At 74.1% G+C, this 25,467-nt stretch carries 31 protein-coding genes; 13 read left to right on the plus strand and 18 right to left on the minus strand.

Annotation, left to right across the window (positions count from 1 at the left end):
• Positions 1-18: 18 nt before the first annotated feature.
• Both O7600_RS28605 and O7600_RS28610 read right to left on the minus strand, forming a co-directional pair.
• A complete protein-coding gene (locus O7600_RS28605) occupies positions 19-375 on the minus strand; it encodes a nuclear transport factor 2 family protein (protein ID WP_091578880.1) in 357 nt (118 codons plus the stop codon).
• Positions 353-730, minus strand: coding sequence for a metalloregulator ArsR/SmtB family transcription factor (locus O7600_RS28610; protein WP_281591463.1), 378 nt, complete (start codon positions 728-730; stop codon positions 353-355). The genes O7600_RS28605 and O7600_RS28610 overlap by 23 nt, the downstream gene beginning before the upstream one ends.
• Before the next feature lie 159 nt (positions 731-889).
• Here O7600_RS28610 and O7600_RS28615 point away from each other — a divergent pair, with 159 nt between their 5' ends.
• Together O7600_RS28615 and O7600_RS28620 are read left to right on the plus strand one after the other, a co-directional pair.
• Entirely contained in the window at positions 890-1,633 is a 744-nt protein-coding gene (locus O7600_RS28615) for a hypothetical protein (RefSeq protein WP_281591464.1), read from the plus strand.
• A gap of 108 nt (positions 1,634-1,741) precedes the next feature.
• Positions 1,742-2,692 carry an FAD-dependent oxidoreductase gene (locus tag O7600_RS28620; RefSeq protein WP_281591465.1) on the plus strand — a complete coding sequence of 317 codons (951 nt, stop codon included), beginning with the start codon at positions 1,742-1,744 and terminating at the stop codon, positions 2,690-2,692.
• Between the two features lie 13 nt (positions 2,693-2,705).
• Here O7600_RS28620 and O7600_RS28625 read toward each other — a convergent pair whose 3' ends face one another.
• The 3 genes from O7600_RS28625 to O7600_RS28635 form a co-directional block, all read right to left on the minus strand.
• A complete protein-coding gene (locus tag O7600_RS28625) occupies positions 2,706-3,131 on the minus strand; it encodes a hypothetical protein (protein ID WP_281591466.1) in 426 nt (141 codons plus the stop codon).
• A 95-nt stretch (positions 3,132-3,226) separates the two neighbouring features.
• Positions 3,227-3,610, minus strand: a complete 384-nt coding sequence (locus O7600_RS28630; protein ID WP_281591467.1) for a nuclear transport factor 2 family protein — start codon at positions 3,608-3,610, stop codon at positions 3,227-3,229.
• Between the two features lie 41 nt (positions 3,611-3,651).
• Positions 3,652-4,182, minus strand: coding sequence for an SMI1/KNR4 family protein (locus O7600_RS28635; protein WP_281591468.1), 531 nt, complete (start codon positions 4,180-4,182; stop codon positions 3,652-3,654).
• A gap of 151 nt (positions 4,183-4,333) precedes the next feature.
• On the opposite strand from O7600_RS28635, the gene O7600_RS28640 reads away from it, so the two are divergent.
• The 5 genes from O7600_RS28640 to O7600_RS28660 all read left to right on the plus strand — a co-directional run bounded on the left by O7600_RS28640 (position 4,334) and on the right by O7600_RS28660 (position 9,843).
• Positions 4,334-4,948 (plus strand): dihydrofolate reductase family protein, encoded by a 615-nt coding sequence (locus tag O7600_RS28640; RefSeq protein ID WP_281591469.1) that lies wholly within the window; start codon positions 4,334-4,336, stop codon positions 4,946-4,948.
• Between the two features lie 49 nt (positions 4,949-4,997).
• Positions 4,998-5,879, plus strand: a complete 882-nt coding sequence (locus tag O7600_RS28645; protein WP_281591470.1) for a hypothetical protein — start codon at positions 4,998-5,000, stop codon at positions 5,877-5,879.
• 90 nt (positions 5,880-5,969) lie between these two features.
• Positions 5,970-7,322, plus strand: a complete 1,353-nt coding sequence (locus O7600_RS28650) for a hypothetical protein (RefSeq protein ID WP_281591471.1) — start codon at positions 5,970-5,972, stop codon at positions 7,320-7,322.
• Positions 7,323-7,363: 41 nt separating this feature from the next.
• Positions 7,364-8,608, plus strand: coding sequence for an AAA family ATPase (locus O7600_RS28655; RefSeq protein WP_281591472.1), 1,245 nt, complete (start codon positions 7,364-7,366; stop codon positions 8,606-8,608).
• A complete protein-coding gene (locus O7600_RS28660) occupies positions 8,605-9,843 on the plus strand; it encodes a VWA-like domain-containing protein (protein WP_281591473.1) in 1,239 nt (412 codons plus the stop codon). Before O7600_RS28655 ends, O7600_RS28660 begins: the two co-directional genes overlap by 4 nt.
• Before the next feature lie 9 nt (positions 9,844-9,852).
• Here the strand turns inward: O7600_RS28660 and O7600_RS28665 are convergent, their stop codons facing one another.
• The 7 genes from O7600_RS28665 to O7600_RS28695 all read right to left on the minus strand — a co-directional run bounded on the left by O7600_RS28665 (position 9,853) and on the right by O7600_RS28695 (position 13,640).
• Positions 9,853-10,389, minus strand: a complete 537-nt coding sequence (locus O7600_RS28665; RefSeq protein WP_281591474.1) for an SUKH-4 family immunity protein — start codon at positions 10,387-10,389, stop codon at positions 9,853-9,855.
• Positions 10,386-10,925: an SUKH-4 family immunity protein gene (locus tag O7600_RS28670; RefSeq protein ID WP_281591475.1), complete on the minus strand. Its 540-nt coding sequence runs from the start codon at positions 10,923-10,925 to the stop codon at positions 10,386-10,388. The genes O7600_RS28665 and O7600_RS28670 overlap by 4 nt, the downstream gene beginning before the upstream one ends.
• Complete coding sequence (locus O7600_RS28675; protein ID WP_099161792.1) at positions 10,922-11,449, minus strand: endonuclease; 528 nt, start codon at positions 11,447-11,449, stop codon at positions 10,922-10,924. The genes O7600_RS28670 and O7600_RS28675 overlap by 4 nt, the downstream gene beginning before the upstream one ends.
• Positions 11,442-11,936, minus strand: coding sequence for a hypothetical protein (locus O7600_RS28680; RefSeq protein ID WP_091578845.1), 495 nt, complete (start codon positions 11,934-11,936; stop codon positions 11,442-11,444). Before O7600_RS28680 ends, O7600_RS28675 begins: the two co-directional genes overlap by 8 nt.
• A gap of 3 nt (positions 11,937-11,939) precedes the next feature.
• On the minus strand, positions 11,940-12,269 hold the full coding sequence (locus tag O7600_RS28685; RefSeq protein ID WP_281591476.1) for a hypothetical protein: 330 nt from the start codon (positions 12,267-12,269) through the stop codon (positions 11,940-11,942).
• Positions 12,266-12,679 (minus strand): YbaB/EbfC family nucleoid-associated protein, encoded by a 414-nt coding sequence (locus O7600_RS28690; protein WP_281591477.1) that lies wholly within the window; start codon positions 12,677-12,679, stop codon positions 12,266-12,268. The genes O7600_RS28685 and O7600_RS28690 overlap by 4 nt, the downstream gene beginning before the upstream one ends.
• 64 nt (positions 12,680-12,743) lie before the next feature.
• Positions 12,744-13,640 (minus strand): LysR substrate-binding domain-containing protein, encoded by an 897-nt coding sequence (locus O7600_RS28695; protein ID WP_281591478.1) that lies wholly within the window; start codon positions 13,638-13,640, stop codon positions 12,744-12,746.
• Positions 13,641-13,753: 113 nt separating this feature from the next.
• Here O7600_RS28695 and O7600_RS28700 point away from each other — a divergent pair, with 113 nt between their 5' ends.
• Entirely contained in the window at positions 13,754-14,755 is a 1,002-nt protein-coding gene (locus tag O7600_RS28700; RefSeq protein WP_281591479.1) for an FAD-dependent oxidoreductase, read from the plus strand.
• 12 nt (positions 14,756-14,767) lie between these two features.
• Here O7600_RS28700 and O7600_RS28705 read toward each other — a convergent pair whose 3' ends face one another.
• Positions 14,768-15,208, minus strand: coding sequence for a VOC family protein (locus O7600_RS28705; protein WP_091578827.1), 441 nt, complete (start codon positions 15,206-15,208; stop codon positions 14,768-14,770).
• A gap of 185 nt (positions 15,209-15,393) precedes the next feature.
• On the opposite strand from O7600_RS28705, the gene O7600_RS28710 reads away from it, so the two are divergent.
• On the plus strand, positions 15,394-15,861 hold the full coding sequence (locus O7600_RS28710) for a hypothetical protein (RefSeq protein WP_281591480.1): 468 nt from the start codon (positions 15,394-15,396) through the stop codon (positions 15,859-15,861).
• A 386-nt stretch (positions 15,862-16,247) separates the two neighbouring features.
• The gene (locus tag O7600_RS28715; protein ID WP_281591481.1) at positions 16,248-16,460 is read left to right on the plus strand and encodes a hypothetical protein; all 213 of its coding nucleotides are present in this window, start codon (positions 16,248-16,250) and stop codon (positions 16,458-16,460) included.
• A 75-nt stretch (positions 16,461-16,535) separates the two neighbouring features.
• On the opposite strand, the gene O7600_RS28720 is transcribed toward O7600_RS28715, so the two are convergent.
• Together O7600_RS28720 and O7600_RS28725 are read right to left on the minus strand one after the other, a co-directional pair.
• Entirely contained in the window at positions 16,536-16,763 is a 228-nt protein-coding gene (locus tag O7600_RS28720) for a hypothetical protein (protein WP_281591482.1), read from the minus strand.
• A gap of 100 nt (positions 16,764-16,863) precedes the next feature.
• Positions 16,864-18,237: a DNRLRE domain-containing protein gene (locus O7600_RS28725; protein ID WP_281591483.1), complete on the minus strand. Its 1,374-nt coding sequence runs from the start codon at positions 18,235-18,237 to the stop codon at positions 16,864-16,866.
• Positions 18,238-18,463: 226 nt separating this feature from the next.
• Here O7600_RS28725 and O7600_RS28730 point away from each other — a divergent pair, with 226 nt between their 5' ends.
• Together O7600_RS28730 and O7600_RS28735 are read left to right on the plus strand one after the other, a co-directional pair.
• Entirely contained in the window at positions 18,464-19,735 is a 1,272-nt protein-coding gene (locus O7600_RS28730) for an MFS transporter (protein ID WP_281591484.1), read from the plus strand.
• Positions 19,732-20,706 carry a hypothetical protein gene (locus tag O7600_RS28735; protein WP_281591485.1) on the plus strand — a complete coding sequence of 325 codons (975 nt, stop codon included), beginning with the start codon at positions 19,732-19,734 and terminating at the stop codon, positions 20,704-20,706. Before O7600_RS28730 ends, O7600_RS28735 begins: the two co-directional genes overlap by 4 nt.
• On the opposite strand, the gene O7600_RS28740 is transcribed toward O7600_RS28735, so the two are convergent.
• The 3 genes from O7600_RS28740 to O7600_RS28750 form a co-directional block, all read right to left on the minus strand.
• Complete coding sequence (locus tag O7600_RS28740; RefSeq protein ID WP_281591486.1) at positions 20,592-23,783, minus strand: hypothetical protein; 3,192 nt, start codon at positions 23,781-23,783, stop codon at positions 20,592-20,594. The genes O7600_RS28735 and O7600_RS28740 overlap by 115 nt on opposite strands.
• A 128-nt stretch (positions 23,784-23,911) precedes the next feature.
• Positions 23,912-24,094: a DUF397 domain-containing protein gene (locus O7600_RS28745; protein WP_281594292.1), complete on the minus strand. Its 183-nt coding sequence runs from the start codon at positions 24,092-24,094 to the stop codon at positions 23,912-23,914.
• A gap of 4 nt (positions 24,095-24,098) precedes the next feature.
• Positions 24,099-24,980 carry a helix-turn-helix transcriptional regulator gene (locus tag O7600_RS28750; protein ID WP_281591487.1) on the minus strand — a complete coding sequence of 294 codons (882 nt, stop codon included), beginning with the start codon at positions 24,978-24,980 and terminating at the stop codon, positions 24,099-24,101.
• Between the two features lie 200 nt (positions 24,981-25,180).
• Here O7600_RS28750 and O7600_RS28755 point away from each other — a divergent pair, with 200 nt between their 5' ends.
• Positions 25,181-25,435, plus strand: coding sequence for a DivIVA domain-containing protein (locus tag O7600_RS28755; RefSeq protein WP_281591488.1), 255 nt, complete (start codon positions 25,181-25,183; stop codon positions 25,433-25,435).
• Positions 25,436-25,467 lie beyond the last annotated feature (32 nt).

Below are 25,467 nucleotides of genomic sequence, written 5' to 3' on the forward strand. Positions count from 1 at the left end.
CAGCCGGGTCGATGCGTGTCAGGGCAGCGGGACGACGTAGGAGTCGACGCGGGCGATGAGGCCGTCGCGGAAGGTGAACAGGTCGTTGAAGGCGAAGCGGAACGGCCCGTGGTCGACGCTGACCCCCCGACCCTCGCCGGTGGCCACGACGACCGGACCGTCCTCGTGCACCCGCTGGACGTCTAGTCGCGGACTGCCGGTGAAGGCCGGGTTCTCGATCTCACCGTCGAACTCCGCCCGGCCCCGGGTGGTGCGGTGGCCGTGGATGACCCACTCCACGTCCTCGGTGAGCGTCGCGAGGATGCGTCGGTGGTCGCTCGCCCGGAAGCCCGCGAAATACTCGGCCACCAGGTCACGCTGGCTCGGTCGGGACATTCCTCTCACCTTTCTCGGATGGCTCGTCGTCCCGCAGGTGGGCGGCGAGGGCGTCGAGCCGGTCGTGCCACGCCCGGCGCTGGTCGTCGATCCAGGTGCCGAGCAGCGCGAGCTGGTCGACCCGGAGCCGACACGGCCGCCGGGTGCCGTCGCGTCGTTGCTCGACCAGGCCGCAGCGCCGCAGCACGCCGACGTGGTGCGAGATCGCCTGCGGGGTCAGGTCGAACGGCTCGGCCAGCTCGCCCACGGTGGCCTCGCCGCGGGCGAGCCGGGTGACCAACGCGCGACGCACCGGGTCGCCGAGGGCGGCGAAGGCGTGGTCGAGGTCCGGATCCGACGTGGCGGGGGAAGGCATGTCGTCACCGTACAACAAACGCTCGTTTGCGCAAGCGTACGTTTTCCTACTGAGTTCAGGGTGGCGCCGGGTGCCGCTGGCGCGTTGGGACAGCAGGTGCCGGTTTCGCGCGCAGCGGCAACGGGCAGGTCGAGGGGACGGCGCGACACGGAGGTCGATGTGACGGAACCGGGACGGCGCAACCGACGGATGCTGGGTCTGCCGCTGCTCGCCACCGCGTTGCTGGTCGGCGCGTGTGCCGACGGCGGGGGCGACGCGGGGCAGGGCCCGACCTCCACGCCTGCCCCGACACCGACGACCTCCGGCACGCCCTCGCCCTCGTCGTCCGGCCGCGGGCCCGTGACGATTCCCCGGTCCGCCTTCGTCGACCTTCCCGGCGAACTGCGCAAGAGCGCCTCGCAGCCGATGGAGGTGACCGACGCCCTGCCCCGGTTGTGCGCCGAGGAGTTCGCCAGCGGCGGGCGTTCGGTCACCGCGAGCGCCGCCATGACCGCCATCTACAAGCAGCCGAAGGACCGGCCCGAGAACGTTCCCTACGGCACGCTCCACCAGACCGTCTTCGCGTTCGAGGACACCGGCGCCACGGACTATCTCCGCCGCGTCCGTGCGGCGGTGACGTCGTGCCGCAGCTTCCCTCAGTCGGAGGTCACGGTCACCGTCCGGTCGGAGCCCATGGCGGGCGTGGGCGACGACGCCCTGCTGGTGACGCTGACCCGGCCGGCGACCGGCCTGGACGGCACCCGTACCGGCGGCACCACCACCAGTCAGATCACGGTGGTCAAGGTGGCGGACGCGGTGTCCGTCGTGCACGACCAGGGCTGGGAGGGCACCAGCAACAACCCCGACCTCACCGACGACTTCGCTCGCGCCACCGTCCGGGGCCTCGACTCCTGGCAGCGGTGAGACCGACCGCGCCCCAGCGGCGGCGCCCGGATCGGGGGCCAACGGGTCGGTTCGCGCCGGGCAGAATCGGCTTCGCGGCCCGTGCCGCCGAGTGGATGGAGGTCCGCCATGACCGTACGTCCGGACGTCGTCGTCCTCGGCTCCGGCGTGATCGGCCTCAGCACCGGCATCCGGCTGGCGGAGGGCGGCGCCCGGGTCCTCGTGCGCACCGCCGCGCCGCCCGCGCGGACGACCTCGGCGCTGGCCTCGGCGATGGTCGGGCCGAACCTGTCGCCGCCCGACGACCCGCAGTACGCGTGGACCGACGAGACGCTGCGGGTGTTGCGCGCCGAGCCGATGCCGGGCGTGGCGGTGCGGGACGGCACGCTCGCCGCCCGACCCGCCGGGGCCACGCCCCCGTTCGCCGAGCGGACGCCGGGTTTCCGGCCGCTCGCCGACGACGAGCGGCCGGCCGGCTTCGGCACCGCGTTCGCCGTCCGCCTGCCCCTGGTCGACATGCCGGTCTACCTGGCGTACCTCCTGGGCCGCCTTCGGGAGGCGGGCGGTGCGGTCCGCGAGGAGCCGGTCGGCTCGCTCGACGAGGCGGCGGCCCTGGCCCCGGTGGTGGTCAACTGCACCGGGCTGGCGGCGCGGGCCCTGACCGGCGATCCCGACCTGCACCCGGTGCGGGGCCCTCGGATCGTGGTGCGCAACCCCGGGCTCGACCGGTTCTTCATGGAGGCGCCGATGGCGCCGACCTGGGCGTCGATCTTCCCGCACGGCGACCACGTGGTGCTCGGCGGCGCGCAGCGGCGCAGCGACGACACCACGCCCGACCCGGCCGAGGCGGCCGACATCCTCGCGCGGTGCGCCGCGATCGAGCCCGCCCTGGCCGGCGCCGAGGTGCTGGAGCACACGGTCGGGCTGCGTCCCGGCCGCTCGGCGCCCCGGGTGGAGGCCGAACGGCGCGGCGGTGCGCTCGTCGTGCACAACTACGGTCACGCGGGCAACGGCGTGATGCTGTCCTGGGGCTGTGCCCGCGATGTCGCGGCGCTGGCCCTGGGCGCGCCGCCGGCCTAGCGGGGCGGCGGCGTCAGGAGACCGCCGCCCGCACCAGGTCCGCGAGCTTCTTCTCCACCTCCGGGCTCCACCTGGTCAGGGCGTATGCCACCGGCCAGAAGTCACCCTCGTCGAGGTTGGCCGCGTCCTGGAAACCCACCGTCGAGTAGCGGTAGTTGAACTTCCCCGAGTCCTGGAAGAAGACGACGATCTTGCCGGCCGCGTTGGCGTACGCGGGCATGCCGTACCAGGTCTTCGGCGACAGCTCCGGGGCGGCGGCGGTGATCGTCACGTGCACGCGCTCGGCCAGCTCGCGGTCGTCCGGCGCCATCTGCGCGACCCGGTCGAGCAGCGCCTGCAACTCGTCCGCCTTCTTGGCGCCCTTCTTACCCTCGGCGCGCAGCTCGGCGGCGCGCTCCTTCATCGCGGCGCGCTCCTCGGCGCTGAAGCCCTCGGACATCTGGATTCCCCCTCGTCGACCGCGGTCCGCGTGGCGCCGACCGCTCGAGGGAAACGGTATGGCGTGGCACCGGCCGGCCGCTTCTCGATTCCTGATCAGCTGCCCGCCCGCTGTGTCCAGCGGGCCCGCCACGCCGGCGCGGGATCCGAACCCGGACAGGTCCAGTATTCCCGGCCGTCGATCACCCGGCCGTCCCGCACCGTCCAGAACGACGCCACGCGGTGCAGCCCCACGGCATCGTGCGGGACCTCGACCTCGGAGACCACCGAGCCCCCGTCGGCCACGATCCGGAGCACCCGGATCGACCAGCCCTCCGGATATTCCGCGTTGACCCGGACGTAGTTGTCCCGCCCCACGATCCGCTCGGCGCTGACCGGCCACTCCACCACCAGATCGTCGGCCAGCAACTCGCCGAGCCCGACCCAGTTACGGGCCTGCATCCGATCCCACAACTCCTGAACGACCTCCGTCGGCTCCATGCCGGCATCGTGGCAGGCCCCACCGACAGGCCCGCCTGCCGTCACCCGGCGGCGCGGGCCCGGGCGTGGGGCCACGGCGGCATCTCGCCCACGTCGTCGCCGTCCTCCGCGCGTACCCACCAGCCGGTGTCCTCCACGTAGTGGTCAAGCCACTGCGCCAGGCTCGGCGAGTCCACCCACCACGCCAGGTCCGGATCGCCGGGATTCGGCTCGAAGAGCAGCACCGTGCCCTCCTCGGTGCGGCAGTCGACGCACGCGTACATGCCGCAACCCCAGTCGAGGATCGGCAGGACCCCCTCGGGCCAGGCCCACTCGCTGCCCCCGGGAGCCGCCCGGGCCTCCAGATAGGAGTCGACCGCCTGCTCGTCGGTCGGCCCGTCGACCAGGCTCAGCAGTTGGTAGTCGGGCCCGAACCCGCCGTTGGCGAACTCCCGGTAGATCAGGGCCAGCAAGGGGTGCAGCGGAAATCCCAGCCTGCGCTCGGCCTCGGCGATCCGGGCGGCGGAGAGCGGCGGGGGCAGCGGCGCGTCGGGCTCGTCCGCGCGTACCCGACGGGTCAGGCGGTCAATCAAAAGCGAATGATCGGTCACGGCCGTCGATCATGCCGGACCGGTCCGACGGCTTTGGGTGGTGCCCGGCGCCGACGTCCCCCGTCGCGGCCGATGAGTTTGGCATGCTGCGGCGGTCTACCCGTCGACATCCCTGACGCGAAGGAGCACTGCGATGGCCAAGGTCATCTCCACGCTGTTCATCTCGGCCGACGGCGTCGCCGAGATCGATCCCGACTGGCACTTCCCCTACTTCGACGACAACATGGGCCGCGCCGTGACGGAGGACTACGACACCTCCGACGTGCTGCTCATCGGGCGCGAGACCTACGACAGCTTCGCCGGCGCGTGGCCCGACCGGGAGGCCGCCGGTGGCGAGGACGCGCCGTTCGCCAAGCAGCTCGGCGACATGCGCAAGGTGGTCGTCTCCCGGCAGCCGCTGGAGTTCTCCTGGCGCAACTCGGAGCTGGTCGACGGCGACCTCGTCGACGTCGTGACCGCGCTGAAGGCCGACGCCGGCGTCAAGGGCATCCTGATCCCCGGCTCGATCTCGGTGGTGCAGCAGCTGCTCGCCGCCGGTCTGGTCGACGAACTGCGGCTGCTGATCCACCCGGTCGCGGCGCGCAAGGGTCGTCGGCTGTTCGACGAGGGCGATGGCGCCTACCACCTGCGGGTGACCGCGACCGAGGTGTTCCCGACCGGCGTGATCCGGGTGATCTACGCGCCGGCCGAGGCGCCCGGCGCGGTCGGCTACGACGACGTCAAGGACCAGGTGCCGGCCGGCAGCTGACGGGTCGAGGGGGCAGCGGCCGACCGTCCCCTGTGACAAGATCCGCCGGGTGCGTCGTGGACCCCTGCTCCTGAGCGCCGCCGTGGTGTGCGTGGCCCTGCACGTCGTCGGTGTGCTGGTGGCCCGGCCGGTCTGGCGCGGCGCCGAGGTGCTCGCCCTGGTGCTGCTCCTCGCGTACGCGGTCGTCGGCGGGCTCCCGGTCGGTCGGTGGGCGGCGCTGGCGACGCCGGCGGCGCTGGCCCTGCTGGCCGCGGACGCGCTGCGGACCATGCCGCCGGAACCGGGTTCGGCCGACATCGGCTGGCAGGTGCTCCGGCCGGACGAGGTCCGGGTGGAGCTGACAGCCGGCTTCGACGCCGGGCTCACCGCCTACTGGGCGACGCTCGGCGCGCTGGTCGTGCTGCTGCTCCGGTGGCGCGGCCCGGTCCCGCCCCGCTGGGTGGTCGCCGCCGGCGCGGCGGCGGCACCGGTCGTCGGGTACGCGGTCGTCCGGGTCGTCGACATCTGGCGCGACCTGGCCACCGGCGACCCCGCCCCCGCCTCCGACGTCGACGGTGCCGACCCGGTGTCCGCCGTGATCCTCGCGGTGGTGCCGTCGGTGGCCCTGGCCACCCTCGCGCTGGCGCTGGCCGCCCTGCTGGCCGGGCACGGCCGGCTGCTGGCGGCGGCCGGCGCTGCCCTGCTGGCGGTGGTCGCGCTGCCGTTGACGGACAGCAGCATCGGTGCCGTGCCACTGTCCGGCTTCCCGGGCGAGGGAACCGAACTGTTCGCCTGGCACGCCGTCACGCCCACGTCGGCCATGCCGCAACCGGTGCCGGCGCTGACCGTGGCGGTGGAACTCACCGCGTACCTGCTGCTCGTCGTCGGCCTCCGCGGTGCGGACCGCGACGAGCCGGCGGCGCCCTCCCTGATGGTCGGACAGGCGGATTAGCACTGGCGGTCACGCGGGCGCGCGGTTACGCTCCACCGCGATGACTCTCTCGTGCAGATTGGGGGCCCGGTTCGCGCAAGGTGAGTGCTGATGCGCTCCCCGGCCGCGAACGCGGAATCCCGTCTCTCCCTCTGGCTGCGGGTGCGTGAGTACGCCGTCCCGCCGTCGATGATCCAGACCGCGACCGAGCGTCGGCGGGTCGGTGACTGGGCCGGCGCCTGTGCGGCGGCGCGTGTCGATGTGGACCTGAGCCTGCGCGCGGTGACCGACCGGCACGGTCGGGAGCTGGCCGCCCGGCTCCGTTCCGACCTTCGACATCTGGCGCCCGACCTGCTGCGCTGGCACCTGCCGAGGGTTGCCCCGGACGGGCTGTTGCGTCCCGGGCTGACCGTCTCGCTGGCGCGGTACGGTCCCGTTGGTGGGGCCGGCGCCGTGCACCTGGTGGCGCGGACGCCGCCGTCCTGGGCGGACGCCGGGCAGCGGATCAGCCTGGCGGTGTGGAGCGGGCCGGGCGACGACGTCCGCGCCCACCCGCACCCCCGCCCCGACCGCCGCTACCGACTGGACCTGCACCGCCACCTGTGGGACGCGCGCCGCGCCCCCGAGTTGCGGACCCGGTCCGGCGCCGACCGGCCGGCCGACGAGGCGCCGGCGTTCGGCCCGCCGGTGCCGCCGCGGGGGTACGCGGTGCACCGGTGGCCGGACGAGGCGGCGAGGCTGCTGCGGACGGAGGACCCGGCGGGTCGGGCGGTGTCGGTGCGGCTCGGACCGCGTCGCCGGCTGCTCCTGGCCGCCGACGGAACCGGCGGGTGGACCGCCCGACCGGTCCGGCCGGGCCGGGTCGCCGAGGTGCCGGCGCTGCCCGACGCGGCGACCTGGACGTCGCCCGACCTGGACCTGCTACGCCACGGGCTGATCGAGGCGGAGCGGCTGCACCCGCTGGTCGCGTCGGCGTTGGCCCCGGAGAGTCGGCCCGTCCCCGCGGTCGCCGGTCGGCCCGCGGACCCGCCCGGCCTGGTGACCTGTCGAGGTGCCCGGCATCGGATAGCCCTGGTCGACGGGGTCCTCACGGCGTTGGACCACGACCCGGCGGAGATCCGCCGGGAGGAACTGCTCGCCGCGCTGACCGGCACGCCGCTGCCCTGCCTGCGGGCCGTCGACGAGGCGCACCGCCGTCCCGGGTCCCTCCCGGAGATCCGGGCGCGCCTGGACCACGGCGACCTGGCCGGCGCGGTGGCGACCGTCGAGGCGCTGCTCGGGCCGGACGCGCTGCTGCGCCCCGGCGACCTGAGGACCGAACTGGAGACCGCCGCGCTGCGGCGGATCACGCACGGGCTGTTCCGGGCCGGACTGGCCGGGCACTGCCCGCCCCCGTCCGCGCGGGACCGGCGGCGGGCCGCCCCGGCGCGACGCTCCCGCCCCCGCCACGCCCACGCCCGCTGACCCCGGCCGCGACCCGGCCCCGCACAACCACGGTGATCACCATGCCTGCTCGCTCCACCATGCCCGCCTGCCCGCCGTCGACGCAGCTCGACGTCGCCGCCGACCTGCTCACCCTGCTCGGTGACACCGCCACCGAGCCGCGTCCCGATCCGCAACTGGAGGCGCTGACCCTCGCCGTGGCGGCCGACCTGCCGGTGCTGCTCTGGGGCGCCCCCGGCATCGGCAAGACGGCCGCGCTGACCCAGCTCGCCGCCGCGTTGGACCTGCCCCTGACCACCGTCATCGCCAGCGTGCACGAGCCGTCCGACTTCGCCGGACTGCCGGTGGTCGGCGACGACCCGACGACCCAGGGCGTGCCGATGGCGCCACCGGACTGGGCGGTCCGCCTGGTCCGCGCCGGCCGGGGGCTGCTGTTCCTGGACGAGCTGTCCACCGCCCCGCCGGCGGTGCAGGCGGCCCTGCTCCGCCTCGTCCTCGAACGGCGCGTCGGCAGCCTGCGCCTGCCACCGGAGGTCCGGATCGTGGCCGCCGCCAACCCCCGCAGCGCGGCCGCGGACGGCTGGGAGCTGAGCCCGCCGCTGGCCAACCGCTTCGTGCACCTGCAGTGGAGCCACGACCACGAGGTCGTCGTCCGGGGTCTCGGCGGGACGTGGCCCCGTGCCACGATGCCCCGGCTCGACCCGGCGCGGCTGACCGACGCCGTCGAGTACGCCCGGCGGGCGGTGTGCGGTCTGTTGTCGGCGCGCCCCACGCTGGTGCACCGGCTGCCCACCAGCGAGGCCGGGCGCGGCGGCGCGTGGCCGTCGCCGCGCAGCTGGGAGATGGCGCTGCGGCTGATCGCCTTCGCGCAGGCCGCGGGCACCTCCCGGGACGTGCTGTCCACCCTGGTCCGGGGTGCGGTCGGCGACGGTCCGGGGCTGGAACTGCTGGCCAGCCTGGACCGGATGGACCTGCCCGACCCCGAGGAACTGCTGGCCGACCCGGCCGCCGCCGTCCTGCCCGAGCGGGGAGACCTGCGCCAGGCGGTGCTGGACGCGGTGGTGGAGGCGGTACGCCGACGCCCGGACCGGTCCCGCTGGGACGCGGCCTGGACGGTGCTCGGCCGCGCGGTGGAGACCGGCGCGCCGGACCTGGTGGTCGTCCCGGCGACCACGCTGGCCAGGCTGCGCCGCGAGGACTGGGACGTGCCGGCGGTGATCGACCGGGTCATGCCCGTGGCGTCGCTGGCCCGACGGGCCGACGAGACGGCAGAGCGGGTCGCGGCGACCACCGGAGCCCGCCGGTGACCGCCGCGGCGACGGTCCTCGACCGGGACAAGCTGCTCACCGCGCGCCTCTACGCCGCGCGGGCCCGCCCCTACCTCGCGACGGCGTTGTTCGCGCTGCACGTGGTCGAGTCCCGGCGCGTCCCCACCATGGCCGTGGACCGGCACTGGCGGTGCTACGTCTCACCGCTGTTCGTGGACCGGACGCCGGTCGAGGACCTCGCCGGCGTGTGGGTGCACGAGGTGTCCCACCTGCTGCGGGACCACCACGGTCGAGGTGACCGGGTGGTACGGGAGCAGGGTCTGACCGGGCCGGCGGAGCGGCTGCGGATCAACATCGCCGCGGACTGCGAGATCAACGACGACGCGTACGGCGACGGGCTGGTCAAGCCCGAGGGCGCCGTCGAACCCCGCGACCTGCGGCTGCCCGACGGCGAGCTGATGGAGGAGTACCTGCGGCGGTTCCGGCTCGGCCCGCTCACCCAGCACCTGGCCTGGTTGGACTGCGGCAGCGGCGCCGACGGGCTCGACCGGGAGTGGGACCTGGGGCCGGACGGCGCGCACGGGCTGACCGAGCAGGAGCGGGACGCCGTGCGGTTCCGCGTCGCCGAGGGCATCACCGGCCGCCCCGGGACCGCGCCCCGGGGGTGGCGACGGTGGGCGGAGGAGGTGTTCCATCCGCCACAGCCCTGGCGGGAGCTTCTGGGCGCGGCCGTCCGGTCGGCGGTCTCCGCCTCCGGCGCGGGCGACGACTACACCTACGGCCGCCCGTCGCGGCGGTCCACCGGCGTCCCCGGAGTCGTCCTGCCGGCGCTGCGCCGCCGACCGCCACGCGTCTGCGTCGTCGTCGACACCTCCGGTTCGGTCAGCGACAGCGAGCTGGGCAGCGCGCTGCTGGAGGTCACCGCGATCGCCCGGGCCGTCGGTGGTCGTCGTGACCTGGTGAGCGTGCTGCCCTGTGACGCCGCCGCCGACCGGGTGCTGGCGCTGTGCCGGGCCGAGGACCTTCCGCTGGTCGGTGGCGGGGGCACGGACCTGCGTACCGGTTTCGCCCGGGCGCTGCGGGACAGCCGCCGGCCCGACGTCGTCGTCGTGCTGACCGACGGGCAGACGCCGTGGCCCGCCGCGCGGCCGGCCTGCCGGACGGTCGTGGGGCTCTTTCCCCGGCACACCCGGTGGAGCGAACACGGCGACCGGGTGTCGGCGGCGCCGCCCGACTGGGCGCGGGTGGTCACCATCGGTTCGGGGTCGAGGTGACGGCGCCGGTCAGGCGGTGGACTCCAGCTCGTCGAAGGCCATGGCCCACCAGGACTCCGGGTCGGCGAACGCCGCCGGGTCGACCGTGCGCAGGTCCGCGCGGATCGCCGCCGCCCGGGCGGCCCGCTCCCGCCCGCCCGGGTCGGTCGCGATGAGCTGCCCCAACCGGTAGAGGAACTCCACGAACGCGGCGAAGGTGTGGTTCACCGTCTCCAGGTTGGGCGTGTCCAGGTCGAGCAGGAGCACCTCGCCGGTGCCCGCGTCCAGGCAGAACAGCAGCGCGGGATCCTCCGGGGAGCAGCCCAGCACGACGTACGGGCGGGGGCTTTGGTCGCCCAGCTCGATCGCCAGGGTGGAGAACAGCTCGACGTCGGGGACCGTGACGTCCACGGTGAACAGGACCGGCACCTCGACCGGGAGCGCGCCGTCGGGCGGGAAGACCTCCGGGCCGAGCGGCCCGAGGACGGCGTCGAAGCGCTGGTCGGGGAAGTAGACGACGCCCCGCTCACCCCAGAGTGCGGTGAGCTGCTCGCGGGTGACGGTCACGGCTGTGCCCCGTCGTCCTCGTCCGCCTCGTCGAGCAGGCCCTGCCGGTGCAGGAACGCATACCACTGGTCGTCGTCGGTGACCAGCTCGGCGTAGCCGGGGCCGAGGACGTAGTAGTGCACGAACGAGTCGAGGTCGGGGGCCAGCTCCGCGAAGGCGTCGCCCATGAACCACTCGGTGCCGGTCGGGGGGAAGTACCAGACCGCGCCGGTGGCGCGCTCCAGGAAGATCGGCTCGTCGCTGCGGGTGCCGACGACCAGCCAGCCGGCCTTGTCCTGGGGGATGGGGGAGAAGTCGGGCGCGTAGTCGAGGAAGTATTGCACCGCGGCCAGCCGGCCGGACGGCGCCAGCTCGATCGCGCCGGCCCGCAGGCCGTCGGCGACGAGCAGGAACTCGCGCAGGCCGGTCGGCAGCTCCGCCGGCACGTCACCCTCGTCGGCCGGGCCGCCGATCCGCGCGTACGCGAGGCTGGCCGGCTCCTCCTCGGCCAGGTCGGCGCGGAGTTCGTCGAGCAGCTGCGCAAGATCGGGAGTCAATCCACTACCTCTATTCGGATGGGGGTCCCGTCCGGCAGATTCTGGATCTGCCCCCAGATCTGGGAGCCGATGTCTGTGTTGGTTCTACCATGCAGCAGCTTGAGGTTGTCGACGGTGTCCGGCCCGCCGAGCTGCAGTTCCCACACGTGGTCGGGGTGGTAGTCGCTGAGTCGTTGGCTGAGCCGGTTGGCGAGGTCCTTGTCGTGCGGCCAGTACTTGTCCCAGATCTTCTGCCGGATCCGCTCCTTGTAGCCGTCGGTGATGCTCTTGTCCCGCTGGACCGGGTTGGTGGCCTTGTAGAGCTTGCCCTCGTCGCTGAGCTTCTTGAGCGCCGCCATCTTGCGCCGGAACTGGGCGGTGGCGTGGAAGTCCCGGCGCTCGACCCGGACCACCCTGGTGGGCAGGCTCCGGTTGGGCCCGGTGACCCGGACGATCGGCTTCTCCAGCTTCTCGACCGCCTTGCGGACGATCCGGCCGGCGGCCGGCTTCGCGGCGGCGCCCCGGCCGCGTCTCGGGCTAGGCATCGAGCAGCCGGCCGATGACCTGGTCGATCAGCGCGCCGACGATCTCCCGGGTGATCACCTGGAAGATCGGGATCTCGGCCAGCGACGCCCCGAACGTGACCACGGCGGTGGCGATCGCCTGGGCCACCTCGAACGCGAGGATCGCCAGTTGCACGATCACCGCGATCTTCAACGCCAGCACGATCGCCGCGCAGATGATCAGCCCGGCGCCGAGCAGCACGGCCGCCGGCATGCTGTCGTGCAGCACCAGCGGCCCGTTCTGCTCGCCGCCCCACCACTTCTGGAACGCGGCCACCGCCGGCCCCACGTTCTGCGTCCACACCTGTGCCGCCGCCGCGTCCGCCTCACCGGCCGCCGCCCCGATCCGGCCGGCGAACTCGATCCACGCCTGGCCCATCTCGAAGAGCTTCACCTCGTCGGCCTCCGGCCAGGTGTAGCCGATCCAGCCGAGCGCGGTGATCAGCTCACCGGGCAGTTGCAGTCCCACCGGTCACCCCAACTCGCCGGCCAGCGACCGCATGGTGCCCGCGCCGTCGTCGTCGACCCGCTCGTACGCGTCGGCCATGCCGGTGATGTCGGCGCCGGCGGAGGTGAACTCGTCCGTCGCCATGCCCACGCAGTCGACGATGTAGTTGGCCACCTCGGTGTAGGCGATGCCGATGAGCGAGCCGATGTCGTCGGCGCCCCACGGCTCGCCGTAGCCCCGCATCCGCGCCTCGAACGCCTCCAGCTCGCCGGAGAAGCGGGTGGCGAGGTCGGCGACGCCCTTGCCGGCGGCCCGGATCAGCGGCGGGTGCACCTCGAACCCGTCGCCGCTCACCGCTGTGTCCCCCGCGCCAGCCGCTCCTGCGCCTCGGTGAGCGCGTCGAGGAACGACCCGAGCCGGGGCACCGCGGTGTCCCGCACCTCCCGCAACTGCTCGCGCAGCTGCGACATGTCCGCCACCTGCGGGGCCAGCGTGGTACGCAACCCGTCGATCGCCGCGTTGACCGCGGTGACGACGTGCGCGGTCAACTCCTCGGAGCCGAGCCGCATCAGCCGCGGCTCGACGTGCAGCGACCGGAGCCGGCCGTCCGGCCCCATCTCCGCGCGGACCTGGCCGTCGGCGGCCTCGCCGACGGCCGGTGTGTCCGCGTCGTCGCCGGGCGGCGGGCCGACCGTCCGAAGTGCCGCCATCGTCGCGTCGAGCATGCGGGTGAAGTCGCCGCTCATCGAAGGATCCGCAGTCATGAGCCCTCCCCAAGGCCAAGCGTCCCGAGCGTAACCGAGGCGGACACGCCGATCGGCCCCGCGCTCAGTCGAGCAGCGCCAGGAGCGCGTGCAGCGCCGGGTTGGTGCTCTCCGCCGGCCAGGCCAACCCGACGTCCACAGTGGGCGTCGGGGCGGTGAACCGGCGCAGCCGTACGCCGGGCAGCCGCAACGCCCGGGCCCGACCGGCCGGCACGGCCGCTACCACGTCGCCCTGTGCCACCGCGCGCAGCAACTGCTCGTCGTCCGGCTCCTGCCGGACCAGCCGGAAGCCGCCGCGTGGCCACACCTGCGCGATGGTCCGGTCGAACATGCCCGGCCCGTTCTCCCGCGGCCACATCACCGCCGGCAGGTCGACCACCTCGGCGCGGCCGATCCGGCGGCGGCCGGCGGCCAGGGGATGACCGGCCGGCAGCGCCAGCAACAGTTCCTCGGTGTCGACCGCGCGGCAGGCCAGTGCCGGTTCGTCCACCGGGGGACGGACGAACGCCGCGTCCAGTCGGCCGGCGAGCAGCCCGGCGACGTTCGGCGCGGTCCAGGCCGTCTCGGCGACCACCTCGACGTCCGGGTGGGCGGCCCGGAAGCGGGCGACCAGCGCGTCCACGCGCCCACCGCGCGCCGAGCGGGTGTACGCCAGCCGCAGCCGCCCGCCCCGGCCGCGTACCAGGTCACGGATGCGGGCGGCGGCGGCGTCCACGTCGGCGAGCATCCGGGCGGCCTCGTCGGCGACCCGGGCGCCCACCTCGGTCAGCGTGCAGCCCCGGCTGGTGCGGTGCACCAGCGGCACGCCGAGCTGCCGCTCCAGGGCCCGGATCTGCTGGCTGAGCGCGGGCTGGGCGATGCCCAGCCGGGCCGCCGCGCGGGTGAAGTGCCGTTCGTCGGCGAGCACCACGAAGGAGCGCAGCCGGCGCAGGTCCGACCAGGCGCCCGGGGTCTCCGCCACGCCGCCATCATAAGCGCCGCTTATCGCCGGCTCCCCGATTCGTCTTGGACCGGACGCCGTCCGGGCGGTCACCATCGACGGAACACCGACGGTACGGGCGACGGGAGCGGACGATGACGGCAGCGGACGTGGTGGTGGTCGGCGGCGGGGTCGTCGGGATGACGACGGCGGTCACCCTCCAGCGGCGGGGTGCCCGGGTCACCGTGCTGACCGCGCACGACCCGGCGGACATCGTGTCCGCGGTGGCCGCCGCGGTCTGGTACCCGAGCCACACCGACGAGGACCCCCGGGTGCTGCGGTGGGCCCGGGACACCCACGCCGAGTTGCGCCGCCAGGCGGTCGACGGCGTGCCGGGGGTGGTCGACCGGCCCACCCGGATGTGGCTGCGCCACCCGTACGACGGGCCGCCGTGGTGGGCGGACGCCTGCGGTGACCTGGTGGCCGAGCCGGCCCGGACCCCGTACACCGCGCTGTTGCGTTTCACCGCCCCGACGGTGGAGATGAACCGATACCTGACCTGGCTGTACCGGCAGGTGCAGAACGGTGGCGGGCGGGTGGTCCGTCGCACGGTGGACACGCTCGCCGAGGCGTACGACGTCGCGCCGGTGGTGGTCAACGCGACCGGCCTGGCCGCCGGCCGGCTCGCCGACGACCCGGCGGTCCATCCGGCCCGCGGGCACGTCCTGCTGGTGGCGAACCCCGGCCTGACCGTCTCGGTCCGCGACGAGGACGACCCGGCCGGCATCACCTACGTGCATCCGCGCCGCCACGACGTGGTGCTCGGCGGCACGTACGAACCCGGGGTGGCGCACACCCGGCCCGACCCGGAGGCGGCGGTGGCGATCCGGCGTCGCTGCGTCGCACTGGTGCCCCGGCTGGCCGACGTGCCGGTGCTGGGGGAGCGGATCGGGCTGCGGCCGGCGCGGCACGGCGGGCCTCGGGTCGAGGTGGACCCGGCGGACGGGCGGCTGGTGCACGCCTACGGACACGGCGGGGCGGGGGTGACGCTCTCCTGGGGGTGCGCGGCCGAGGTGGCGGACCTGGCCCTGTCGGCCGGAGCGGAAACGGGACCGGAGAGCGCCGACCGCCCGGCTCCACGGCGCCAACCGGCCTGACACGTCGGTGACTCAGGTCAGCTGCTCGGCCAGCCCGACGACGATGCCGCTCGGTCCGCGCAGGTAGCAGAGCAGGAAGACGTCCTCGAAACGCGTCACCTCGCCGACGAGTTCGGCGCCGTGCGGGCGGAGACGGGCGAGCGTTTCCTCGATGTCGTCGACGGCGAACATGACGCGGTGCAGGCCCAGCGTGTTGGCCGGGGCGACACTCGGCTCCGGGATGATCGCCGTCGGGGAGTGGTATCGCACCAGTTCGAGCTTGCCGGGCGCGTCCGGGATCCGCATCATCGCGATCTCGCTTCGCATGTCGTCGAGCCCGACGACCCGTCCCGCCCAGCTCCCGTCGATCGGCATCCGGCCTTCCAGCTCCATGCCGAGCGCGGTGAAGAAGGCGATCGCGGCGTCGAGGTCGTCCACGACGATGCCGACGTTGTCCATGCGCTGAATCGTCATGCCTGCGAGGGTAGGACGAAGGCTGACCGGGATTCGGGATGTGCACGCGCCGGCCAGCCGTCGGACGGCGGTCACCGCTCCAGGACGGTGGGCCAGTCCGTGGCCGTGACCGCTCGGCCGGTCGAGGACTGCCTGGCCAGATCAGGGGCACCATGGGCTGACGGAGCGGACGTTAACCTCGGCCGGTGATCGCCCGCCGTGCCGCCCTGGCCGCCATCGCCGCCCTGACGACCGTCCACATCGCGTACACGGTCGTCGCGCTCTCGAACTACAGCCTCCGGATCGGCCTGGTCACCCACGATGGCGCCGGCTTCGTCGCGGAGTTGCTCGACCATCTGGTGCCGTTGCGTGAACTGCTGCCCGCCGTGGTCGGCCTGCTGCTGCTCACGCTGCTCGTCACGTTCGCCGCCGTCGGCACGTGGGCCGTCCGCCGGCCGGCCCGGACCGCCGAGGAGCGGTCGCCCGCGACCGGGTGGACGGCCGTCGCCGCGGTGCTCCTCAACCCGCTCGCGGTCGGGTGGTACCGGTTCGCCCTGTCGAACGGCGCCGACCACATGCGTACCGTCCAGCCGGCGACGGTCCTGCTGATGGCCGCCGCCTGCGCGGCCACCGTCGTCGCCCTGGTGAACCTCGCCCGCGCCGTCCGCCGGTGACGCCGGTGCGGTGGGCGCTCACCGCTCGAGAACGGTGAGCCACTCCGCGGCGCGTGGACGGTAGCCGTGCAGCTCGAAGAGCCCGTCACGTCCGCGTGGAGCATCGGGAACACCAGGAACTGCAACTGGCTGCCGGGACGGCGCAGACGAAGCACGGCGGACCGGGTGCCGATGACGCTGTGTTCGATGATCTGCATGCCTGCCCCCGTGGCGTCGGCTGCTGTTGTCGGCAGGGTAGGGCGGCCGGGCAACCCGTCGCGTGTACGGCGTGCGGCGGCGCGGCGTGGACCGGTCAGGAATCGAGAAGCCTCGGGCGGGTGGGCGGACCTAGCGTTTCCGGCACGGGCGTCCCCGCCGGGGAGGCCACCGACGGGAGGCCATCACCCATGGACACGCGCATCCGTCAGCTGCACCGCTGGTTCTCCATCGCCTTCACCGTGACCGTCGTGATCACCTTCGTCGCGCTGGCCCAGAAGGACCCGATCGTGTGGGTCTCCTACGTGCCGCTGCTCCCGCTCGCCCTGCTTCTGGTCAGCGGCCTCTATCTGTTCGCGCTGCCGTACCTGCGCCGCCGCCGTACCGCCGCGCGTACGCGCTGACCTGGGGATTACCGGGGCCGGCGAACACGTGGCCGGCCCCGCCACCGTCGACCGGTGGCGGGGCCCAGGGGTCGGTCACTCGTCGGCGGCCCGCTCGCGGTCGGCCTCGGCGTCGGCGGCCCCGACCGGGGTGCCGTCGCTGTCCCGCTCGGCCGTGGACAGGTCCACGTCGGCGCCGGCCCGGGCGGCGTCGGCCGCCGCGTCGTCCGCGCCGACGACCTCGCCGCCGCCGGTCTCGCCGTCGTCGGGCACCAGCCGCCCGGCGGCGGCCAGCCCGATCGGTGCGTACCTGGGGTCGGTCATCTCGTCCTCCTCACCGGTGCTCCTGACTCTGCGGTACCCCGGGACGGGAGGTGGCACACCGCGCCGGCCGGGAGAGCCCGGCCGGCGCGATGGGCGTGGGTCAGTGACAGCTGCCGGTGCCGCTGTCGCGATACGTCTGACCGGCCACCGGCACGAACTGCCAGTCGTACGTGCCGGCGTGCAGGGTGAACTTCAGGACCCCGTACGCGCTGCTGTTGCGGGCCTCGCTGTTGGGCTGGATGGTGCCGAAGCCGTAGTGGCCGGCCCCGCCCATCCCGGCGACGAAGCTGCGCAGGCCCCGGGAGGCGTCGTAGCCGCCGTTCGGGTTCATCGGCGCGAACCGCTCGTACACGTGGTTGTGACCCCACACCACGACGTCCGCGTCGTAGTCGTAGAGCGCCTGGTAGAGCGGGCGGGTGCCGGTCGACGGCGCGTGGTTCGAGCTGGACGTGTAGAGCGGGTGGTGCCAGTAGGCGAGCGTGCACGGCTTGGTGCTGGCGGCCAGGTCCGACCGCAGCCACTGCTCCTGCGCCGAGCCGGCGGACATGCTGATGTTGGAGTTGAGCGACACCACGTGCCAGTTGCCCAGGTCGTACGAGTAGTAGCCGCGCCCGCTCGGCCCGGCCTGGCTGCCGAAGTAGCCGTAGTAGCCGCTGGCGCCGGAGGTGTTGTAGTCGTGGTTGCCCGGCGACGGGCGGGTACGCGCCTTGTGCCGGCCCCAGGTGGGGTTGTAGTAGGTGCTGAACTCCGACGCGGTGCCGCTGTTGTAGACGTTGTCACCGGTGGTGAACACGGTGCCGGGGATGCCGTCGAGCAGTGCCGCGGTGGCGCTGTCGCCGGATCCGGAGTTGCTGATGTCACCGGCGCCGACCAGCACCGGGTCACCCGACGGTGGGGTGCTGCCGGTGGTGATCACCAGCTGCGGGGCGTTGCCGCCGCTCTCCCGCGAGCTGTGGTAGGCGCCGTCGCTGCTGGTGGAGGTGGCGCCGAAGCTGAACGTGCCGTTGCCGGTGACCGCCGCGGTGACGTCCACCTCGTACCAGCTGCCGGCGCCGACCGACCCGATCGAGCCCATGGTCGCGCCGTCGACGGCCGGCTGGTTGTTCCAGGTGGTGCCGGTCTCCGACCAGGTGGTGGACGACATCGCCCGCACCGTGCCGCCGACGTTGCTGCCGTCGTTGCCGCTGATCGTGCGCAGCCTCAGCGTGGCGTTGGTGATCGTGCCGCTGACGCCGCTGACGGTGAACCGCAGGAACATCCGGCGGACCGGGGAGTTGTCCACCACGATCTGCGTGGCGGTGCCGTAGTTGGTGCCGGCCGCGTCGCTCTGCACGTACGTGTCGGCGACCGGGGTGAACGTGACGCTCGCGGCCGACGCGGCGCCCGGACCGGTGAGCACGGCGGCGGTGCCGGCGGCGACCAGCAGCACGGCCGCGCCCAGCGTGACCGGCGGGCGGGGGAGTCGAATGCCCATCCAGGGCCCCTTCCATGGGGGTGATGACAGCCCACGGAATGTAGGAAGGTCGATGGACCGGCGGTTGACGGCCGGGTGAACGACACGCCCTGGCAGGGAAACTCCTCGATGTTCGTGGATCGTTCGCCCGCCGCACGCCTGGCCGGCACCGACCGTCCGTTGTGGTGTCCGGCCGCCGCCCGCACGATGGCTGCTCGTCCCGTCGTCGACCCGGAGGGGACCGCCCGTGTACCTGTCGACCGTGTCCCGGCCGGCGACCGACCCGCCCGCCGGGGACCGGCCGCGCCGCCGCCTGGCCGGGGTCGGCGGCACCGTGCTCGCCCTGGGCACGGTCAGCCTGATCACCGACGTGTCCGCCGAGATGGTCACCGCGGTGCTGCCGCTGTACCTGGTGCTGGGGCTCAACCTCAGCCCGCTGGCGTTCGGCGTGCTCGACGGCGTGTACACCGGCGCCACCGCCGTGCTGCGGGTGGTCGGCGGCTTCGTGGCCGACCGGTTCCGGCGGCGCAAGCTCGTCGCCGGCGCCGGGTACGCGCTCTCCGCCGTGGCCAAGCTCGGGCTGCTGCTCGCCGGCCGGTCGGTGCCGGCGATCGGCGCGGTGATCGCGGTGGACCGGCTCGGCAAGGGCATCCGCACCGCGCCCCGCGACGCGTTGATCACGCTGGCCACCCCGCCCGACGCGCTGGGTCGGGCGTTCGGCGTGCACCGGGCGATGGACGGCGTCGGGGCGTTCCTCGGCCCGCTGGTCGCGTTCGCGGTCCTGCTCGCCGTCGGGCCGAACTACGACGCGGTCTTCGTGACCAGCTTCTGCGTGGCCGCCCTGGCCGTCGTCGTGCTCGTGCTCTTCGTGCGGGAACGGCCGGCGCCGGCCGTTCCCGCCGGCGGGACGGACGAGCGGCGGGTCACCGTGCGCGAGGCGGCCGGCCTGCTGCGCGACCGCCCGGCCCGCCGTCTGGTGCTGGCCGCCGCGCTGCTCGGACTCGCCACCATCGGCGACGGCTTCGTCTACCTGCTGCTGCAACGGCGCGAGGACATCGGCCTGCGCTGGTTCCCGCTGCTCGCGGTCGGCACCAGCCTGGCCTACCTGCTGCTCGCCGGCCCGCTCGGCGCGCTGGCCGACCGGGTCGGCCGGCTGCCCGTGGTGGTCGGCGGCTACGTCGCGCTCGGCGGGACGTACCTGCTGCTCGCCGGCCCGGTGCGCGGCTGGCCGCTGCTCGTGCTCACGCTCGCGCTCTACGGCCTGTTCTACGCCGCCACCGACGGCGTGCTGATCGCGCTCGCCGGCCCGGTGCTGCCGGCCCGCGTCCGCACCACCGGCATCGCGCTCGTGCAGACCGGTCAGGCGCTGGCATACCTGGTCTCCTCGGTCCTGTTCGGCCTCGCCTGGCAGGTCTGGGGCCCGCGCGCGGCCAGCGGCGTCGCGGCCCTGGCCGTCGTCGCCGCGCTGCTGGTCAGCGTGTTCCTGCTCGCCCCGCTGCCCGGGAGGTCGCCCCGATGACGTCGATGCGCGCGAAGCTCGCCACGCTGGCCGCCGCGGTGGTCGTCCTGGGGGCGTCGGCCGCCGGCTACGCCGTCGTGTCGGCGCGCCCCGCCCCGGCGCCCGCGTCGGCCGCCGACCGCGCGGTCACGCTGCGCCCCGGACCCCGGCTGCTCGCCGTCACCGACCGGCACGTCTCCACCGCCGCGCTGGCCGACCCCGCCGGCCCGCGCGCCGTCTCCGACACGGAGTGCCTGCGGGTGTACGCGGCCGCCGGCACCGGGGTCTGCCTGGCCCCGAGCAGCCCGTGGTCGTACCGGGTGGTGGTGCTCGACGCGGAGCTGCGCCCGACCCGGCGGTTGGACGTACCGGGGCTGCCCAACCGGGCCCGGGTGTCGGCTTCGGGCCGGATGGTCTCCTGGACCACGTTCGTCGGCGGGGACTCCTACACCAGCAGCGGCTTCTCCACCCGCACCGGCTTCCTCGACACTCGTACCGGCGCGACCGTCACCACGCTGGAGGACTTCGCGATCCGGCGCGACGGCCGGCCCTACCGCAGCGCCGACGTCAACTTCTGGGGCGTCACGTTCGCGGGCGACGACACCGCGTTCTACGCCACCATGTCCACCGCCGGGAAGCGCTGGCTGGTCCGGGGCGACGCCGCCGCCCGGACCGTGACGACGGTACGGGAGAACGTCGAGTGCCCGTCCCTGTCGCCGGACGGCACCCGGATCGCGTTCAAGGAGGCGGTCGACGCCGACCCGGCGAAGGGCTGGCGGCTGTCCGTGCTCGACCTGCGCACCATGCGGGTGACCGCCACCGCCGAGCGGGCGAGCGTGGACGACCAGGCCGCCTGGCTCGACGGCGCGACGCTGGCCTACACGCTGCGCCAGGACGACGGCAGCCCGGACGTCTGGTCGGTGCCGGCCGACGGCTCCGGCACGCCCCGGCTGCTGCTGCCCGGCGCGGAGTCGCCGTCCCCGCTGACCTGACGACCGACCGACAGCAGCAGCCCGGCGGCGGCCAGGACCACCCCGGCGCCGGCCGCGTACCCGGGCAGGTCCACCGGGACGCCCAGGTAGACGGTGATGCCGAGGATCCGGGACAACCCCCACGGCAGCAGCGCCGTCTGGTCGTTCCACACGGTCAGCGCCCGTTCCGCGCCGACCGACGCGACCAGCCCGGCGAGCACCGCCAGCGGCACCCCGGCGGCGGTGAGCGTCCGCCCCACCGCGCGGCGGCGGGCCAGCCCGTAGCGGTCGCGCAGCACCACGGCGGTCGCCACGAACAGCCAGCAGAACGCCGCCACCGCCACGGTCAGGTAGACCGCGCGGCGGGCCGGCGCGGTCCAGAACACGAACCAGTAGCGGCCCGGCCCGCGTCCGGCCAGCACCGTCAGCAGCAGGGCGCTGCGCAGCACCGCCACCCCGCCCAGCACCGCCCACAGGTGGAAGGGGTCCCGCCGGCCCACCGTCAGCCGGGCGACCAGCGCGAACAGCGCCCACCCGCCGAGCGTGACCAGCAGGTGCGCGGGCGCGGCGAACCAGGTGAACGCCAGCCGGCTTCCCACCAGCACCACCACCGGCGCGAGCCAGACCAGCACCCGGTCCAGCCGGGACGCGGGCGCCGGCAGCGCGGCCAGCCGCCACGGGCGCAGCGCGCCGAGCAGCAGGGCCCGGGCCGCCGCGCCGCCCGGCCCGCGCCCCCGCAGACCCCACCCGACCATGGCCACGACCAGGACCAGCAGCGCCCGCGCCACCCAGGCCATCGCCGGGTCGCGGTCCGCCCGCTGCGCGCCGAGGTCGGCCGCGGTGAAGCGGTACGCCGGCAGGTCGAGGTCCCCGCCGTAGCGCTGCCGGTGGTGGTCCCGCGCCTGCCGGTACGCGTCGGCGGCCGACCGCCACTGCGCGTACGCCGTGTCGGCGCCGGTGTCCAGCCACTGCGCGTGCCGCAGCACCATGGCCCGGTACGCGCCGAGCGTGACGAACAGGTCCACCTGGTAGTCGAGCGTGTCGACGAACCGCTGCCGCAGGCCGGCGTCCCGCCACGTGGCCGGGTCGGTGGCGGCCACCAGCTCGCGCATCCGCCGGGCCGTGGCGACGGCCTCGTCGCCCTCGGCGACCGCCGCGTCGACCCGGTCGCGGGCGACCGCGTAGATGCTGTCCAGGGCGGCGGAGTCACCGGTCGGGATGTCCCACTCGAAGATCCACATCATCGGCGGCGGTTCCAGCCCCAGGGCCCGCACCGACGTGTCCGCGTACGGCCCGACGTAGAGGCCCGTGGTCACCGCCGCCCGGGACAGCGCCATCGCCTGCCCGATCGCCGCGACGGTGGCCGGGTCGGCGGAGAACGTCCGGTAGGCCCACTCCGCGGTCACCTGGGCCGGGTCGGTGTCCGGGTCCCAGGCCAGCCGCGCCACCGCGTCCGTGTTCAGGTCGTAGAGCTGCCAGAAGCCGGTGCGCAGGTAGAGCGACATCGGCCCGGCGCGCAGCGGACCGCCGTCCTGGGTCCAGTTCCACACGCCCTCGACGCGCGGGTTCGCGGCGAGGAACGCGCGCAGCGCGTCGCGGTGCAGCGGGCCGAGGTCGTTGGGCAGCGCGCCGAACCCCTCGAACTCGCGCCGGGCCTGGAACTCGACGATCCGCCGGTGCGCGCCGCCGAGCAGGGTGGTGTTCCACGGCAGGTGGCTGTAGAAGTCCCCGAGCGTGTACTTGGTGGACACGATCAGGTGCGGGTCGTCGAACCCGCCCAGCACCTCGGCGTACGCGTCGGGGTTGGTGTGCAGGTCGCCGACCGCGCCGACGCCGACCGTCCAGGTGCGGAAGATGATCTCCTTGCCGGCCGGTCCCGCCGTGTCGAGCAGCGCCCGCAGCATGGCGCGGACGCCGGTGGGTGTGGTGACCGCGAGCTTCGACGTGTAGTCCCACCCGCTGCCGGCGTAGACCTCGCCGCCCTCGCCGATGCGGACCATCAGCCCGGCGACGAACGGCATGCTCCCGAACAGTTCGGTCAGCCCGCTCCGGTAGACGTCCCAGAGCCGGGAGTCGGTGGTGTCCAGCCCGCCCACCGTCCGGCTCAGGTACGCCTCCAGCGGCGGCGAGACCGCGAGCATGTCGGTGAGCAGGAAGACCCGCAGCCCCATCTCGTCGGCGTACCGGAAGACCGGGGCGAAGGCCGCGACCATCGCCCGGGCCCGGTCGACGTGCGGGTCCCCGGCCGGATAGACGGCGTGCCCGTCGCCGACGCCGGCGAACGTGACGTACTCCAGGAAGCCGGGCACCACGACGCCGTTGTAGCCCCGAGCGACGGCGTGGTCGACGAACTGCCGGAACTGCGCGTCGATCCGGGCCACCGCGGCGGCGTCCACCCATGGGGCCCGGGGCAGCAGCGCCGGGGCGACCACGTCGGTGTTCAGGCTGTAGTCGTCGCCGGCCGCGAACGCCGCCGGGTCCGGTTCGCGGCCGACCGACCCGGCGTCGGTCAACCGCAGCCCCAGGCGGGGCACGACCGGGCGGCCCGTCTCCGCCGCCGGCAGCACCTCGGCGCCGGAGCGGATCCGGTCGGCCAGCCGGTAGAGCCCGGCCGTGACGCCCGCGAGGTCGCCGGTGACGGTCAGCGCGGACCGGCCGGCGTCGATCGTGTACGACTCGGCCGCGCCGCCGGGCCGCAGGTCCGCCCGCAGCGTGGTGACTGCCGACAGGTCCGGTCCGCGCTGCCGGTCCGCGTCCGGGCCGCTCCTGCCCGGGTCGGGGCGGCTCCGGGCGGGGGTGGGTGCCGGGGTGCGGGTCGGGGTGACCGTGGGGCGGTGCCGCCCCCGGGCGACGAGCGCGTCGGCCACCGCCTCGGCGGCCTTGACCGCGCGCGACTGGTCCGGCACCAGCACGGAGGTCACCGGCGGCACCGCCCCCGGGGTCCGGACGGGCGCGGAGACGGCCGTCTCCCGTGGCACGTCCGCCGGGGTGTGACTGAGGCCCAGCGCGCCGTCGACGCCCCAGGCCACACCCGCACCGAGCAGCACCACGACCACCACGGCGGCAACCATCGGGTACGGACCCCGAACCTGAGTCACGCTCGCATCGTAGTGTCGGGAAGGCGGTGGGGCAGCCCGCCGGACAGGGGCTCGCGGACTGCCGGTCGCCTGAACGGCCCCGGCTGAGTCGGGCGCCGAGGCATCGGCACCCGACTCGCGGTCACCGGTCAGGCCCCGTTGTCGAAGCGGCCGGCGCGGGTGGCCGCGACGAACCGGGCCCAGCTCGCCGGGGCGAAGCTCAACGCCGGCCCCTGCCGATCCTTGGTGTCCCGCACCCCCACCGCGTCAGCGAAGCCCGCCACCTCGACGCAGTCGCCGTTGCTACCGGATCGGGACGACTTGCGCCACACCCCGTCACGTCCCATGGGTCATCTCCTTCGCGATCTCCGTGATCAGCTCACGGGATTCGTCTTCATCGAGCGCCCGCTCGACGAGTGAACGCCAAGCATCTTCGTAGATCTGCATCTCGTGCGTCTTGTCGAGGTAGACGGCGCCGCACGGGCCGTCCATGTAGATCGTGGTCGGCTCGGGCTCCCGGACCTCGGTCGGAAAGTCGAGCATCGTGAAGGTGCCAGTGGACGCCCAACGAGACAGTCCTGCGTCCAACGGCAGCACGCGAAGGCGGATGTTGTGCCGCCGACCATTCACCACGAGTGAGTCCAATTGACGGACCATTGCGGACCGGTCGCGCAGCGGCCGTCGAAGGACCGCCTCACTGAGGACCAGGTCCAGGTGGGGCGCCTTCGGTACCGCGCGAGCCAACAATCGTTGTCGGCGCAGCCGAACATCGACCTTCGCTTGACGTTCGGTCTCCGACAGGCCGGGCTGGTCGACCGCAATCAGTTCGCGCATGTACTCAACCGTCTGCAGCAGTCCTGGGATCAGGTCGGCTTCGTACTTGCGGATCTTCGTTGCTGCCGCTTCCAGGCCCACGTACAACTTGAACCAGTCTTCGACCGCCTCGCCGTAACTGTGCCACCAGCCGTGGGCCTTGGTTTCCCGGGCCAGCGCCCGCATCGTCTCGATCGTTTCGCGGGACGCGCCGTAAACGCGGCACATCGCCTCCACGTCGTTCGGATGCATGGAGACCTGGCCCGTTTCGTAACGCCAGATCCGGGGGGTCGACCATTCCAGTTCCTTGGCCGCCGCGCTCACCGTGACGTGCGCTTCCTCGCGAATCTCCCTCAGATATCTGCCGAGTTGCCTACGCGGGACGGTGCTTCCCGAGTCGTCCACGTCATCTCCTTCGCTGCTGTCGCGTAAGGCACCTCATCCCTTGGTTCGCATTCTCCTGCAAAACATTGCTTTGGGCCAGCATTGAATTGACCATCGTGATGCCTGCCGCGATGCGGCAGCGTCCGCCCGGAGCGGGCACCACCTCCCGAACCTCATCCCGGTGCCCGCCCGGTGTCGGTCCCCTCTCGACAGGAGGCGCGATGATCCACGCCACCGCGAAACGCCTGCTTCCGTACCACGTCCGGGCTGTGGTCTTCGACCGGCGCTGGCGAGGGCTGGATCCCGGTCAGGTACGTGACCACCTCGACCGGGTGGCGGACGAACTCGACCGCCTGAGCCGCGAGTTGACCACCGCGAGATTCGAGAGCGAACGGGCACGTCAGGTGCTCCGGCAGTGGCAGTCCCGGCACCACTCCTGCCGCCGCCACCGCCCGGACGCCCCGGACGACCGATGACCGCGTCTCACGCCGCCACCCCGACATCTCGT

Source organism: Micromonospora sp. WMMA1998 (assembly GCF_027497375.1).
Lineage (GTDB): Bacteria > Actinomycetota > Actinomycetes > Mycobacteriales > Micromonosporaceae > Micromonospora > Micromonospora sediminicola.